This window comes from Delftia sp. 60 (assembly GCF_002754395.1).
GTDB classification, from domain to species: Bacteria; Pseudomonadota; Gammaproteobacteria; order Burkholderiales; family Burkholderiaceae_C; genus Comamonas; species Comamonas acidovorans.
On the sequence record NZ_PEFD01000001.1, the window covers coordinates 1,610,541 to 1,627,056 of the forward strand.

The following is a 16,516-nucleotide window of genomic DNA, read 5'->3' on the forward strand; positions in this document are numbered from 1 at the left end:
AAGAGGGAGCCCAGCATGCATGCACCGACCATGAGCCAGCACAACCAACAGTCCTCCCCTGTGCCCGAGGAACCGAGAACCGCGCACCGCGCCCCTCGGTGGGCCCGGCGCACAGCGGCGTTCATGGCCGCTGTTTTCTGGCTGACTCAACTGCAACTGGTCATGGTTGGCACCGCGCAGGCCCAGCCGCAGCCGCCGGCCGGGGCCATCGCAGGCCCATTCGGCGGACCCATTGCCGACCCGCGCGCGCCGATGGCCTTCCAGCCGGGCATCCAGTCGCTGCCGGGTGGTGGTGCCCTGGTCAACATCACGGCGCCCAATGCGGCCGGAACCTCGCTCAACCAGTACGAGCGCTTCGATGTGCCAACGTCCGGTGTCGTTCTCAACAACAGCCTCATCGGTGGCACGCCGTTGCTGGGCGGCACGGCGGCTGCCAATCCCAATCTGTCTGGCGGGCGCGCGGCCAACACCATCGTCAACGAGGTCACCGTCACCGGAACACCCAGCCAGATGCGGGGCACGGTGGAAGTCTTCGGAACGCCCGCCACCGTCATCATCGCCAACCCCAACGGCATCACCTGCGATGGTTGTGGCGTGGTCAATACGCCCAGGCTTACCCTGAGCACGGGCCGGCCCACCTGGCTGGATGCCGGGGGGCTGGGCAGCACGTTCCAGGATGCAAAAAAACAGGGCTTCGACGTGACCGGTGGCCGCATCGAAGTGCGCGGCTCGGGCATCGAAGGCACGGTGGGACAGCTGGACCTGATCGGCGAGATGCTGAGCATCGACGCTCCCCTGCGCGCCCACTACCTGAACCAGGACATCTCCAGCATCAACCTGACGGCAGGCAAGACGCCCGCCATGCCGGGCTCCGCGCGTGCCGCTTCCGAATCGCCGCAGTCCCCGCAGACCCCGGCTCCAGCGCAGTCGGGCCGGGCCCTGGCCATCGATGCCACGGCCCTCGGTGCCATGACCGCAGGCCAGATCCGTGTCATCTCCACCGATGCCGGCATGGGCGTCAACCTGCAGGGCCCGCTTCTGGCCTACCAGCGCGACGTGGAGATCCAGAGCGCCGGCCGCGTCAGCACGGGTTCCCTGGCATCGGCACGGGACATCCGCATCGACAGCGATGGCTATGTCAGCGTTTCTGGAGAAGTCTCTGCGGGCAAGCAACTGCAGGTCAGCGGCCGCGATGGCATGCAGTTCAACGGACCCGTTCAGGCGCAGGGCGACATCCGGCTGCAAAGCGCGCAGGGCGGCATCGCCGTGAGCGGCGATCTCGTGACCGCCGGCAGCCTGCAGGCGCGTGCGGGTGGCGACCTGCAGATGGGTTCTGGCGCAAGCACCGTGCAGGTTGCGGGCGCCACCACACTGGGTGGCAAAAACGTCCACCAGATCGGCAAGCTGCTGGTGGGTGGCGACCTGGCCATCGACGCGGGCGAAGGTGCATCCCTGGGCGGCGTCACCGCAGTCGCGGGCAGCCTGGACATGCGGGCCGGCCAAGGTGCGTTGCTGTCGGGGCAGTTGCAGGTCAACCGCAGCGCCAAGGTTTCGGCCGACACCATCGACGTCACGGGACGCAGCGTCGTTGGCGAGAACTTCCAGCTCGACGGTGTTCGATCGGTTGGCCTCATCGGCAGTGCCCAGGTGGGCCAGTCGCTGAGCATGAAGGCGGGCACCGTGGGCATCAACGGTGACATCTCGGCCGGCGTGACCAATGTGGACGCCAGCAGGGTTGATCTCGGCAGCGCGGAAAAAGGCCTGTCCATCGGCGGCGACCTGAACCTGCGCGTCGGCGACTCCCTGCATGCGCGTGGCGATGTCAGTGTCACGGGCAGCGCGAATCTTTCCAGCGGGGGCGACGCCCGGTTCGACGGCGCCATCACTGCCGGGCGCGACCTGGGCCTGAGCGCGGGTGGCGACCTGACCATGGCCGGCCCGGTCACATCGGGCGGCAAGGCCAGCTTCAATGCCGCAGGCAACCTCACGGCGCACGGCGACATCCTTGCGGGCGGCGGCATCACGGGCAAGGCGGGCGGGGACATCCGCCTGGGCGGGCAGGTGGGCTCGGCCGGTTCCCAGCAATGGAGTGCGGGCGGCGACTTCTCTGCCGACAAGGGCATGGAGGCTGCGGGCCTGTCCGTCGAGGGCCGTAACATCCGCATCGCCGGCGATGTGCTGTCCCAGGGCGCCGTCAACATGAAGGCAGGCCAGAAGCTCCAGCTGGGAGGCGACTTGCGCTCGGCAGGCAGCACCACCCTGAGCGCCGGCGCCGAAGGCATCACCGCCAAGTCCATCCTCACCAACGAAGACCTCGACATCCGCAGCCAGGGCAACATCTCCCTGGGGCAGGCGCAGGCCGCGCGCGACGTGCGCCTGGAATCCTCGACGGGCAGCATTGCAACGGGCAACCTGCTGGCCGGGCGCGATGCCGGCGTGACTGCGGCGGGCAATGTGCTCGTCGATGGAACACTGCATGCCGGGCGCGATGCGCGCATTGCCGCCAAGGGTGATACCACCGTGCGCGGCGATGCCTATGCCGGGCGCGACGTTGCGCTGTCAGGCAGCTCCATCAGCCTGGACAAAGGCCTGCAGGCCGGCGGCGATCTGCGCCTGGAAGCGGGTGACGGCGGCATCGCCAGCCGGGGCCAACTGGTCGCCAACCGGGGCATCACCGCCCTGTCCGCAGGCCAGATTGAGGTCCAGGGGCCCGTGCTTTCCGGCGAGAACCTGCAACTGCGCGCAGGCCGTGACATCACGGTGGCGGGCGACATCGCGGCCATGAGCACCTTGGACATCCGGTCGGCACAGGCCCTCAAGGCCGAACGCCTGCAGGCCGGCGCCGATCTTGACGTTGCGGCCGCATCCGTCCACACCCGCAGCGTGCTGGCGCAGGGCCAGGCCACGCTGCGCGCCGACGATGCCCTGCGCATCCAGGGCGACCTGATGGGTGCCGGCATCGACGCCACGGCGCGCACGGGTGCCATCTCCGTCACCGGCACGGTGGCTACGCCAGGGTCGCTGAGCCTCAAGGCCGGCACCGATGCCGAGGCCGGCAAGGTGGTGGCCGGCACGGCCGACGGCCAGGCTGCCGTGATCGACGCGGGCGGCAACATCCGCCTGCAAAGCCTGGAGACCGGCGGCGCCTACCAGGCCCGTGCGGGAGGCAGCCACGAGGTGGCAGGCGCGGCCACCGTCCAGGGACCGGCCGACATCGCCGCTGGCGCGGACATCACCGTGGGTGCAGATGCAGCCTTCGGCCAGGGCCTGGCCGCGAATGCCGGCGGACGCGTTGCCGTGGCCGGCGACACCCTGGTGCTGGGCGATGCACGCCTGCAAAGCGGTGCGGGCCAAAGCTACGGCGAGACTTCGGGCGGCAAGGCGGGCGGGCAGATGCGCGTCACCGGCAGGCTCGATGCCAGCGCCGGCCAGGGCTTCGCTGTGGGCAAGGAGCTGCGCGTCAACGACGGCATGGACATCGAGGCCAAGGCTGGTGCCATCGACCTGGGCGGCGGCATCGCCACGCTGGGCGATGCGCGCCTGCAGGGCTCGGACGGCGTGCGCGTGGGCGGCGACCTGCAACTGCGCAAGGGTGAGCTTGCCAGCTCCGGCGGCGCCATTGCCATCGCAGGCAAGGTCTCTGCCGAACAGGACCTGGGACTGAAGTCCCGGGGTGACATTGCCATTGGCGGTGCCACCGTCGCGCAAGGCCGGCTCACCGCCCGCAGCGAGGCTGGCAGCATCGGCTTTGGCGGCAACCTCGACGTGGCCGGCGACTTCGACGCCCATGCGGCGCAGAACCTGAGCTTTGAAGGCAACAGCCTCTTCCTGGGCGAGGCCCGGCTCAAGGCGGACAACGGTGCCATCCGCAACCGCGGCGACATGACCTTCGCCAAGGCGGTGGACATCTACACCGGCGGCGATCTCTCCAACGAAGGCCTGATCCAGTCGCAGCAGGACATCTCCATCCGTGCGCGCAACATCGACAGCAACCTGGGCAGGGCCGGCGGCATCGTCACACCGGGCAAGCTCACCGTCCAGGCCGGGGGCGCCACGCGCCTGGGCAGCCAGGGCAAATTCAGTGCCGGGCAGGACATGGTGCTGCAGGCGGCAGGCGGTACCAGCAGCCAGGGCACCATCCAGGCGGGCGGCAACCTCACGCACGGCGGCACTCTGTCGAGCAGCGGCAGCGTCGTGGCCGACGACATCACCATCAACGGCGCGCTGGGCAACCAGGGCGGCAGCGTCTATGCCCAGGGCAGCCTGGGCGTCTCGGGCAGCACCAGCAACAGCGGCAACATTGCCGCCAGCACCATCACCATGGCCGCCTTGGACAACAGCGGCCAGATCGGTGCGCAGGGCATATCCCTGGGCGCCACCGGCAACTCGGGCAGCATCTCCGGCTCCAGCGTGGGCATAGATGGCAGCCTGAGCAACAGCGGCAGCATAGGCGCCAGCGGCTCGCTCGGCGTCTATGGCGGCTCCATCTCCAACAGCGGCTCCCTGGCGGGCGGCGACGTCACCCTCAGCGGCAGCAGCATAGGCAACGATGGACAGATCCAGTCCTCGGGCTCCCTTAGCATCTCGGGCGGCAGCTTCGACAACGGGCTGACCGAATCGCGCAGCTGCGTCTCGGCCAGCGGCTGCGGCGCGGGCTCAGCCCCCGAAGACTGGCGCTACAGCCAGGACCCGGGCACCGTGCATGCGGGCGGTGCGCTCACCGTCAACGTCGGCAGCATGACCAACAAGGGCGTGGTCAGCGCAGGCAGCAGCGTCAATATCCAGGGCAGCCTCAACAACACGCGCAGCGTCAACGACCCCTACACTTCCGCAGGTGCCAGTGGTGGCGCCAGCACCGGCATCATCTCGGCCGGTGGCGACCTCACCATCTCGGGCCCCTCCGTGCAGAACGCGGGCGGGCAGATGCAGGCAGGCGGCGCCGTCAACATCACATCGGCCGGTGCCTTCAGCAATGGCGCCCCTGCCGAAGGGGTGACCGGCCAGATCCAGGGCAGCAGCGTCACCATAAACGCCGCCAGCATCGACAACCAGGGCACGCTGCTGGCCAAGAGCGGCGATGCGAAGCTCACCGCCAGCTCCGGCGGCATTGCCAACACCGGCACGGTGGCCGCCAGCGGCGGCCTGCAACTGCAGGCCAGCGGCGCGGTCAGCAACGGCGACGGTGCCAACCTGCTGGGCCAGGACATCCGCATCAAGGGCTCGGGTTTCAGCAACCAGGGCACGGTCTATGGCCAGGGCGGCGCGCCCGGCGAGATCGACATCAACACCACGGGCGGCTTCAGCAACAGCGGCGGCACACTTGTGGCGGGCGGCAAGCTCAACATCCAGTCCGGCGGCTACAGCAACAGCGGCGGCACCGTGGGCAGCCTGGGCGACGCCACCCTCACCATGGCCGGCGCCTATGGAGCCACCGGCAACGAACTGCTGGCCCTGGGCCACCTTCAGCTCAACGTGGGCGGCATCAACGTGGGCGCCTCGGAAAGCTGGTCCTATGGCGGCAACTCCGTGGCCTGGACGGGCACCCTGCACAACCAGGGCAGCGTCGCCATCGCCGGCAGCGCCAAAGGCAGCATCCACAACGAAGCCACGGGCACCCGCAGCGGCAGTGGCGAGCCCGACGTGCGCGATGGCACCTACGAGGTGCTCGAATACCCGGCCGCGCTGGCCGAGCTCAAGGACGTGCGCGTCGTCGGCTACACCGACGTGGCGCAGCGTGCGCAGCTGTACATCGGCGGCGGCTTCGACGGCTCCCTGGTCAATGAGGCCTCGGACGCCAGCGTGGGTGGCGGCAGCATCGAGCAGCGCAAGAAGAACCAGACCATCACCTGGGAGGGCAAGAACGCCGACGGGGACATCGTCACCGTCGAAGGCCTGGCCCGCAGCGTGCCGCGCCTGAACACCGGCAGCGGCAGCTCCACCATCACTCTGGTCGGGCCCGATACCGGCACCATCGTCGGCGATGCCATCACCATCAATGGCGGCACCATCACCGTACGGCCCGGCATTGATCCCGCCACGGGCCTGCCCCTGGTCGTGGAAGCCCGCAACCGCGAGGTCAAGCCCGGCGACGTGGCCAAGGGCCCCGACGGCCAGGCCGTCAAGGGCGACGTCAAGGCCGGCGATGCCGGCAAGGCCGACGCACCCAAGGAATTCAAGGTCCTGGGCGGCGACCCCGGCACCATAGGCGCCGGCGACACCAAGGGCCAGGGCAGCGACATCAAGGGCCCGGGCGACGAAGGCCTGCCGCCCCGGACCTCCAGGCCGCTGGACCTCTCGCGCCCTGAACTGGCCACGCCAGAAGGCGGCGTGGCCGCCCTGCTGGGCGGCGGCAAGAGCGTGGCCTGGCCCGACTGGAAGCAGATGCAGATCGTGCCCGGCGGCATCAGCGCCAACGACCTGGAGCTCAACCTCAACGGCCAGTTCATCAACCGGGGCCAGCTCGAAGTCACCAACAACCTGGCCATACGCGCCGCCGAAGGCATAGACAACTTCGGCGCCAGCATTCGCGCGGGCGGCTACACCAGCCTCAGCGGCGGCGGCCTCGACAACCGGGACGGCAAGATAGAGACCGGCACCCTGCTGACCTCCCTCAAGGGCGACATCGACAACAGCCGCGGCAGCATCGTCGCGCATGACGGCGGCTACCTGCAGGCCAGCGGCAATATCGCCGCCACCGATGGCCGCTTCGTCAGCGACGCGGGCAAGATCGTGCTGGACGCGGGCGGCAACATCGACCTGGTCGCCAGCAAGGTCGAAGGCAAGAAGGGCGCGGGCCTGTATGCCGACGGCGACATCCGCCTGGGCGCCACCGCCAAGGCCGAAAGCACGCACACCAAAGAGGACCAGATCCTCATCGCCCAGCACTACGACGCGGACAACAACCTCACCAATCCCGAGATCCGCATCAAGATCGGCGAAACCCAGCGGCGCACCGACACCCTGACCCACACCGGCACCACCATCGATGGCGGCGAAGGCGGCGTCACGCTGCGGGCCAAGGGCGACGTGGTGGCCCTGGGCTCGCACATCAAGGCCGGTGAGGACGTTTTGGTGCAAGGCGCCAGCGTGCGCGTCGAAGCCCTGGTGGACAAGTCCAGCAGCCTGGAGGAAGAACACCGCAAGAACTACGACCATGCGCTGTTCCAGCGCAGCGAATCGCTGTCGGGCGGAGAAATCGAGGCAGGCCGCAACCTGAGCATCGTGGCGAACGGCAAGGCCGACGCAGGCAAGGGCGACATCACCCTCAAGGGCGCCACCGTCACCGCCAAGGGCGACGCCAGCCTCATCGCCAGCCGCGACGTCAACCTGCAAGACATGCAGACCGAGCACGGCCGCTTCGAGGAAACCTACAGCAAGAAAAGCGGCTTCCTGAGCAAGAAGAGCACGCACACCGTGGAGGAAGGCGCCAGCAGCCTCAGCGAAGGCAGCGTGCTCAGTGCCAACAACATCTACCTGCAGGCCGGGCGCGACATCAGTGTGACCGGCTCGCACGTGGTGGGTCAGGGCGACGTGGGCCTGGTGGCTGGGCGCGACGTGCAACTGCTGGCGGGCCAGGACAGCGCCGCCGCCACCAGCCACAGCGAAACCAAGAAATCGGGCCTGTTCAGCGGCGGCGGCTTCGGTATCACGCTGGGCTCCAGCCGCGTCACCACCGACCGCAGCAACGAAAGCGTGCGTGCGGCCGGCTCCAGCGTGCAGGCGCAGGGCGGCAACGCCTCCATCGTGGCCGGCAACCAGTACCGCCAGACGGGCTCGGCCGTGCTGGCGCAGGGTGATGTGAACATCGTCGGCAAGAGCGTTGAGATCAACGAGGCGCGCGAGCTCGAGCGCGACAAGTTCGAGATGCGGGCCAAACAGAGCGGGCTGACGATCAGCATCGGCAGCCCCATCGTCTCGGCAGGCCAGACAGGTGCCAACCTGGCAGGCGCGGTGGGCAAGACCAGCGATGCACGCACCAAGGCACTGGGAGTTGCCGCTGGGGGCCTGTACGCCTACAACAATGCCAAGGAAATCAAGGATGCTGGCAAGGCATTGCTTGATGGAGACCTGACAGGCGGCGCCAACGTGAGCTTCAGCCTGGGCAGCAGCAAGAGCAGCAGCTCCAGCAGCTTCCAGCGCGACAGTGCCGTGGGCTCGGTCGTGCGTGCCGACGGCAACGTCAGCATCACGGCCACCGATGGAGACCTTCGCGTGCGCGGCAGCGAAGTGGAGGCCGCCAAGGACGTGCGCCTGGCCGCCACCAAGGGAAACATCGTGCTGGAAGCGGCGGAAAACCGCTTTGCCGAGCAGAACAGCCACAGCAGCAGCTCCGGCAGTATAGGCATGAGTCTTGGTGCCAATGGCTGGAACGTCAATGTCAGCGGCAACAAGGCCAAGGGCAGCGGCAGCGGCGAAACTCTCAGCCACACCAACACCCACGTCAAGGCGGGCGGCACTGCTAGCGTGCAAAGCGGCGGTGACTCCACGCTCAGGGGTGCAACCATCGTGGCCGATATGGTCAAGGCCGACATTGGCGGCAACCTGAACATAGAAAGCCTGCAGGACAAGAGCACCTACAACGAAAGCAGCCGCAGTAGCGGCTTCGGGGTCAGCATCCCCATCGGCGCGGGCAAGCCCGGCGTGAGCGTCAGCGGCGGCCGAACCCAGATCGACAGCGACTACCAGAGCGTGGTCGAGCAAAGCGGCATCCGCGCGGGCGATGGCGGTTTTGACGTCAAGGTCAAGGGCGACACCAACCTCAAGGGTGGTGCCATCACCAGCACCCAGGTAGCGTTGGATGGCGGCAAGAACCGCTTTGAGACAGGCGGCACGCTGACCACCAGCGACATCGAGAACCGGGCGGACTATGACGCTAGCGGCTACGAGGTCACGGTGGGTGTGGGGGGCAGCAAGGGCAACAGCAGTGCCGGCGTCGGTTTCGACAAGGGCAGCGCCGCAAGCACCACCAAGGCAGGCATCAGCGGCGCGGCCGGTGACAGCGAGGCCCGGACCGGGGACAAGGAGACGGGCCTCAAGCCGATTTTTGATAAAGACAAGGTACGGGACAACATTGATGCGGGCATCAAGGTCACTTCGGAGTTTGGCAAGCAAGGCAGCACCGCGTGGGGCAACTACGCCACCAAGCAATATGCCGAGGCACTGAAGAACGAGGATGCTGAAGGAGCGGAGTGTTGGGGCCCCAGCGGCGCATGCCGGGCCGTCGGCCATGCGCTGATTGGTGGCGCGACAGGCGGCGTGGGCGGTGCGGCTGCTGGAGGCGTTACTTCGTTGACAGCGCCGCAGGCGCAAGCCCTACTGCGGGGAGCTGGCTTGCCGGAGCCCGTGGTGGAGGCACTTGTTCAGGGCTATGGCGCAGGTGTAGGCGCTGTGACTGGAGGCAGTGCGGGCGCTGCCACGGGTGTCAACGAAACGGCACATAACAATCTATCTTTTGGCAGATACCTTCTCAAAGAGGGTGGGGCTTTAGTGCTGGCCGGATGCTTTGCATTGGAGTCTTGTGCCAAAAATATCGGTCCTGGGTTGTTGCAGACAATCCAAGGAATGCTTGAGGCGGGCGAGAAAGTTGATGCTGCCGTTCTCAGTTCTTGCCGGCTGAGTGCTGCATGCATAGCCGCATCGATAGCCACTGGTGTCAGTCTGCCAGGAATACCTGGTAGGCAAGCTACGTTACCGCCTGGGCCGAACCACACTGGAGGGGATCAGACGAGGAATCCAAATCCAGATGGAGGGTCGACAACCACTCCGATTGATGGACCACCTCGCGGGACAAATGGTGAAGGAAAACCGATTGATGGAAGAAGTCCAGCGGACATATCAAACTCAGGATATGGTGGGGGAAAACAGCCGGTATTTGATCCGAATTTTTTCTCGGACAGTCCAAATCTTGTCGACGACAAGGGTGTGACACATACGCTTGATGGTGATTTAACCGGTGGAGGACACCGTCCTGGAACAGGAAAGCCCAATAAAAGTGAATTCCCCTCATCTTGGCCAGATGCGAAGATACTTGGTGAAATATCTGATATAGCGACAGACCCCAAAACTCTCTGGTCTGCACCAGATGATAGAGGTTACGTCGCAGGAGAAGGGGAGCGAGATGGCGTTAAGATTAAAGTTATATATGACACTGTAAAGAATAGAATTGTCACAGGATATCCAACCAATTTGCCAAAAAATCCGAAACTACCAAAGAATCCAAAATGAGATATGAGTATATAAAAGAAGGTTTGAATAATATATTGCTTGAACTAAAAGAGCAGAGCAATGTTTCGGGTGAATTTTCAAAAGATATTTTAAACTATGATGATCAGATAAGAAATCTTGATGAGTATATAAATGATGTCGATGAATTTGGCATTGCTTATGAGTTAATTGTCGTGCTTTTAGAAAAGTATTCTTTTAGAATTTTGGGTAAAAATGCCATTCATTTGCTTGAAATAGGGTTGATATTTGGTTTTAAAACCACTAGAGATATTGATGATGAGTTCTCAAGAGAATAGTTTGGTAAAAAGAGTGGTGCAAGATTTACAGTTGAAAATAAAGTTTATATAGGAATTACGCAAGATTTCAAAAACTTCTCGCATTATGAAAATTTTTAAACTCTGATTGGCGGCGCGACAAGCGGAGTAGTCGCTTGCGGCGTTACTTCGTTGACATCGCCGCAAGCGCAGGCCCCTGCTATGGGGAGCTGGCTTGCCGGAGCCAGTGGTGGAGGCATTTATAGGTGCTGCCACGAGTGTTAACGAAACGGCACATAACAATCTATCTTTTGGCAGATACCTTCTCAAAGAGGGTGGGGCTTTAGTGCTGGCCGGATGCTTTGCATTGGAGTCTTGTTCCAAAAATATCGGTCCTGGGTTGTTGCAGACAATCCAAGGAATGCTTGAGGCGGGCGAGAAAGTTGATGCTGCCGTTCTCAGTTCTTGCCGGCTGAGTGCTGCATGCATAGCCGCATCGATAGCCACTGGTGTCAGTCTGCCAGGAATACCTGGTAGGCAAGCTACACCACTGCCTGGGCCTAATCACACTGGGGGGTCAGACGAAAAATCCAAATCCTGATGGAGGATCGACAACTACTCCGATTGATGGACCACCTCGCGGGACAAATGGCGAAGGAAAACCGATCGACGGAATTAACGGCTCAGATTTTAGATTGTTGGCTGATAGTGGGTTGAATATTGAATGGAGGGTCTATGTTTTTCTGGAATATAAAAGAGCTGAAGAATTCTCTGATTCGAAATGAACTGTCAGAGAGGGCGATTTTTGGATATATCCTGATTACTGTGGCAATGAGCGCTGCCATCCTGGAAATTGCCCGATACTTTCCCCTGAGCGCATAGGCTTCTGGGACTATATTGGCTCGTTCTTTGGTATTTTTGTCGTTTGCTTTGGAACCTTTATGGCGTACCGTTCTAATGGAGGTGCTACTGGCGTGGATTTCGCGGCAAGATATTTCAGCATAAGCATTGTGGTCACCGTCAGATACATGGTCTATCTGATTCCTGTTGTGTTGGGTATTTGCTTTTCTGCTTTTTATGCTCTGATGCAAGGATCGAGTGCAGAGCAAGCACTGATGACGGATGGTGTGGAGGTCGTCTTGCTGACACTCTGGTACTCTTTAATTTATTGGTCAATTGCTAGGAATATCCGTGATGTAGCAAGAGCTTGAGGTGCTTAATACTCGGGGCTGTGTCAAATGACCACCGCGGAAGAATATGAACGTGCCACCGATATAATCTCTGCGTGGGTGTGTTGTATTGTGCGTGGGCTTATGGGTCTTGCGACAGTTTGATATAGAAAATAATTAATTAAAGGGAGAGTAAGCGATGTCCAGAAAACCCAATCCCGCACGCGGCATGCACACCGCATGCCTCCTCGCCAGCGCGCTTGCGCTGGCCAGCTGCGCATCGCAGAAAGTGGCCTATCTACCGGATGAGCAGCAAAGAACCCAGCAAGGAACGGCGCTGGACCTGCCGCAGGAGCGCAAGGCCGTGGTGGAGTTCTCCACGGATTTCTATGCGCCCACCTACTTCGAGCGGATGGCAGAGGGAGAGCAGTGCCGCTTTCTGGGCGGCAAGGCGCTGGCGTCGGTGCGGCGTATGCGCCAGACAGGTGCGGGGGAGGAGGCCGTGGGCACGGTGGCCAATGTGCTGACGCTGGGCCTGGCTGGGCTGTTCGACCCCCGCAACAGCAAGGAGCCGCATGTGTTCGTGCAGGAGTTCGAGGCAGGGCGGGAGCTGGCCTTGCGGGCCCGCTCGTTTGCCGTGGTGAACAACGTGTCGCAGTCCTGCGGGCCCGTGTATTTGCGGTTTGTGCCTGAAGCAGGCAGGCGCTACCGCGTGCAGTTCGAGCAGGAGGGCCGGGTCTGCGATGCCCGCGTGCTGAACGTGGACGTTGCCGGCAGTACCGCCGAAGCGGCCGTGCCTGCCGGTGTCTCTTACAGCCGGTGGCTGTGCACCGAGGGCTTCATGGGCATCGGCATGAACGAGGTTATCGGCTACCGCGAGTTTGCGCGTTGACCCCAAGGGCGTTGTCATGCCTTCGCCCAGGTGGATCGAAAACAGTGCACACACTTGGTATGAAGTTTGCATGGATACCCGGTCGCTCGGGCGCCGGACGGACGTCCTGCACCGCGTGGCTACATCTGCGCGAAGTGGTGGTGGAACGGATGTAAGCTCGCGGCAAGCCTGCGGGCGGGTGCTGCCCCAGGTGAACAAGATCAACGCATTCCACGCACCACAAGGAGACATTTCATGAAGCAACCCCCTTCCAGGCAACGCCTGCCTGCATGGCAGTGGATCGGCCTTGCGGCCGCCACGCCGCTGTTCCTCGCATCGTGCGGAGGCGGTGGCAATGGCGGATCGGGCCAGGACGACCTGGCCGCCTGTGCCATCACCTCGGGCGATGGCAGCGTGGTCGTGGGCTCGGGCCTGCCCGGTGATCCGGCCGCACCCGAACCCTCGTCGGGCTACCGCCTCGGCAAGAAGGCCCTGCACACCTCCAAGTACATGGTGGTCACGGCCAACCCGCTGGCGTCCAAGGCCGGTTGCGAGGTGCTCAAGTCCGGCGGCTCGGCCGTGGATGCGGCCGTGGCCGTGCAGATGGTGCTGGGCCTGGTGGAGCCGCAGTCCAGCGGCATCGGCGGTGGCGCCTTCATGCTCTACCGCGATGCAGCCACGGGCAAGGTCGTGGCCTATGACGGCCGCGAGACCGCGCCGGCCGCCGCCACGGAAAACTACCTGCGCTACGTGGACGACACCGCCGACCAGACCGCGCCCAAGCCCTCGGCGCGCGCCAGCGGCCGCTCCATCGGCACGCCGGGCGTGGTGCGCATGCTGGAACTCGCGCACAAGGACTACGGCAAGACCGCGTGGCCCCAGCTGTTCAATTCGGGCATCGACCTGGCCAGCAAGGGCTTTCCCATCAGCGGCCGCATGGCCGCCGCGCTGGACGGCTCCAAGGTGGAACTGGCGCGAGACGCCGATGCCGCCAAGCTCTACTTCGATGCCCAGGGCAAGCCGCTGGCGCTGGGCGCCAAGTTCGTCAACCAGCCCTATGCCGACACGCTGCGCAGCATCGCCAATGGCGGCGCCGACGCCTTCTACCGTGGCGACCTGGCCCAGGCCATCGTCAGCAAGGTGGGCGTGACGCAGACCGTCTCGGACGGTGCGCCCATCACCCCCGGCAAGACCACGCTGCAGGATCTGGCCAGCTACGAGGCCAAGCGCCGCGAAGCCGTCTGCACCACCTACCGCGCGCGCTACATGGTCTGCAGCATGCCGCCGCCGTCGTCCGGCGGCATCGCCGTGGCACAGGCCATGGGCATTCTGGAAAACTTCGACCTCAAGGCCTATGCGCCCACGGCCATCGATGGCGAGGGCGGCAAGCCCTCGGTGATGGGCGTGCACCTGGTCAGCGAAGCCCTGCGCCTGGCCTATGCCGACCGTGACAAGTACGTGGCCGACACCGACTTCGTGCCCCTGCCCGGCGGCTCGCCGGCGCTGATGCTGGACAAGAGCTACCTGCGCCAGCGCGCCGCCCTCATCTCCACGACCAAGAGCATGGGCACGGCCCAGGCAGGCAACTTCGGCACGCCTTCGCAGGGCGTGGTCGATGTCAAGGAGGCCGGCACCACGCACATGAGCATCGTCGATGCCAAGGGCAACGCACTGAGCATGACGACCACGGTGGAGTCCAGCATGGGCTCCTTCCACGTCACGCGCGGCTTCGTGCTCAACAACCAGCTGACCGACTTCGCTGCCATCCCCAGCACCACCGACGGCCCGGTCGCCAACCGCGTGCAGCCGGGCAAGCGTCCGCGCAGCTCCATGGCGCCCACGCTGGTGTTCGACCTGAAGACCGACGGCACCGCCGGCGACTTCAAGATGGCCACCGGCTCGCCGGGCGGCAGCACCATCATCCAGTACGTGACCAAGACCCTGGTCGGCGCGCTGGACTGGGGTCTGGATGCCCAGCAGGCCACGTCGCTGGTGGACTTCGGCGCGGCCAACAGCCCGACCACCAACGTGGGCGGCGAGCACCCCAACATCAACACGGCCAATGGCGGCAACGACGATCCGCTGGTCAGCGGCCTGCGTGCCCTGGGCCATGTGGTGTCCATCAGTGCGCAGTCCAGCGGTATTGGCACCATCTTGCGGGTGCAGCGCAATGGGCAGGCGCAGCTGGAAGGTGGGGCTGATCCGCGCCGTGAAGGGCTTGTTTTGGGCGATACCGTTCGCTGATTTTGGTCTGATGATTGACTGAGGAAGGCGCTGCTGGCAGGGATGCTGGTGGCGCCTTTTTTGCTGGTTTGCTGGTGGGTCTTTTTTTGACCCTGCCGGGTGGTTGTTTTTCGAGGCCGGGTCTCGGCCCGGCGGCCGACTCCCTTTCTTATCGCGCGATAAGAAAGGAAGCAAAGAAGCGCGCCCCGGTACGACTCACACTCATAGGTGACACATCAGTACAAGGACATGGGTAACAGATCCAAGCTTGGCAGCTGGAGCCAACAGCAGCCAAGGAGCGATCACCATGCCCTGGAAGGAGTGCGCACCCATGGACGAGAAACTGCTCTTCATAGCCGACCATCTGCGCAGTGGCGTGCCGCTGAGCGAGCTGTGCAGGCGCTACGGCATCAGCCGCAAGACGGCCTACAAGTGGGTTGAGCGTTACCGCCAATTGGGCATGGATGGATTGCAAGAGCGCAGTCGCAGGCCCCACGGGAACAATCAGGCGATCAGCTATGCACAGCGCCGGGCCATCATTGAGCTGCGCACGCAGCAAAGGTCACAGATGGGGCCCAAGAAGCTGCACGCTTTGCTCCTGCAGCGTTGGGGCCCACAGGAGACACCCAGCAAAACCACCATCTACAACGTGCTGAAGGCAGAGGGGCTTGTTTGCAGCAGGCGTGTACGCAGACGCTCGGCGCCTACGGCCCAGCCCTTGCGAACGAGCAAGCAGCCCAATGGGGTGTGGAGTGCAGACTACAAAGGCCAGTTCAAGACAGCCGATGGTCACTGGTGCTATCCATTGACCATCATGGACCACGCCAGCCGCTATTTGCTGGCCGTGCATGTCTACGACAGCCCCAACTACGAGGATGCCAAACGCAGCTTTGAACAGGTGTTTCGGCAATACGGACTGCCCGAGCGCATACGCAGTGACAACGGTCCGCCGTTCGCGACTACTGGCGTGGCGGGCCTGTCACGCCTGGCGATATGGTGGATAAGGCTGGGCATCAGGCCGGAGCGCATCGAGAGGGGCAAGCCACAGCAAAACGGTCGCCACGAGCGGATGCACCGCACGCTCAAGCATGCCCTGGGCAAAGAGCCTGCGGCGGACAAAGCGGCATTGCAGATGCAGCTCGATGCCTTTGTGGAGCACTACAACCAGCATCGCCCGCATGAGGCTTTGCAGCAAAGCATGCCGGCCCAGCACTACAGCGACTCGGCCAGACCATATCCCTCAAAGCTACCCGAGCTGCAGTACCCGAAGCATTGGGAACGAGTTCGGGTCAGCCACAACGGCTTGATTTACTGGCGAGCGCTGCGGGTCTACATAGGCTACCTGCTGGCGGGGCAGTGGATCGGGATGCAGGAGGTGGCCGCTGGCCAGTGGGATGTGTATCTGGGGCCGGTGCGACTGGGCTGCTTCAACGAAGAGGATGTGCGAGGACCCCAGAAGGACTATGTGAGCTTGAAGTGTTACCCATGTCTGTGAGCTGAGTTGTTACCCATGTCCTTGACACGTACACCCCGAACTGCCCACGACCCCTTCGCTTCGCTACGGGGCGACCTGCGTTGGGCGGGATGCGGGGTGTGCCGCAGAACTCACTCCTTGCGCCTGCGGCGCAATCCGTTCAAACAACTGCGGCAAGTCAGATGACGAAGCAGCCCTGTCCTTCGGCAGGGCTGCCACCCCGCATCCCGCCCAACGCAGGCGTGGGCAGAAGGGGGGAGGCTGGGGCAGCCAATAGCCAATAGCCAATAGCCAATAGCCA

6 protein-coding genes are annotated in these 16,516 nt (G+C 63.9%); all 6 read left to right on the forward strand.

Features of this window, described 5'->3' with window-relative positions:
* Positions 1-123 precede the first annotated feature (123 nt).
* Positions 124-10,224, forward strand: coding sequence for a hemagglutinin repeat-containing protein (locus tag CLV01_RS07310; RefSeq protein ID WP_180288367.1), 10,101 nt, complete (start codon positions 124-126; stop codon positions 10,222-10,224).
* Positions 10,221-10,520 (forward strand): hypothetical protein, encoded by a 300-nt coding sequence (locus CLV01_RS28630; protein ID WP_143290090.1) that lies wholly within the window; start codon positions 10,221-10,223, stop codon positions 10,518-10,520. Before CLV01_RS07310 ends, CLV01_RS28630 begins: the two co-directional genes overlap by 4 nt.
* An 899-nt stretch (positions 10,521-11,419) precedes the next feature.
* Complete coding sequence (locus CLV01_RS28635; protein WP_143344287.1) at positions 11,420-11,689, forward strand: hypothetical protein; 270 nt, start codon at positions 11,420-11,422, stop codon at positions 11,687-11,689.
* Positions 11,690-11,846: 157 nt separating this feature from the next.
* On the forward strand, positions 11,847-12,539 hold the full coding sequence (locus CLV01_RS07315) for a hypothetical protein (protein WP_143290088.1): 693 nt from the start codon (positions 11,847-11,849) through the stop codon (positions 12,537-12,539).
* A gap of 234 nt (positions 12,540-12,773) precedes the next feature.
* Positions 12,774-14,762, forward strand: a complete 1,989-nt coding sequence (gene ggt / locus CLV01_RS07320) for a gamma-glutamyltransferase (RefSeq protein ID WP_099734637.1) — start codon at positions 12,774-12,776, stop codon at positions 14,760-14,762.
* A 286-nt stretch (positions 14,763-15,048) separates the two neighbouring features.
* Positions 15,049-16,236 (forward strand): IS481 family transposase, encoded by a 1,188-nt coding sequence (locus CLV01_RS07325; protein WP_099734636.1) that lies wholly within the window; start codon positions 15,049-15,051, stop codon positions 16,234-16,236.
* Positions 16,237-16,516: the final 280 nt, after the last annotated feature.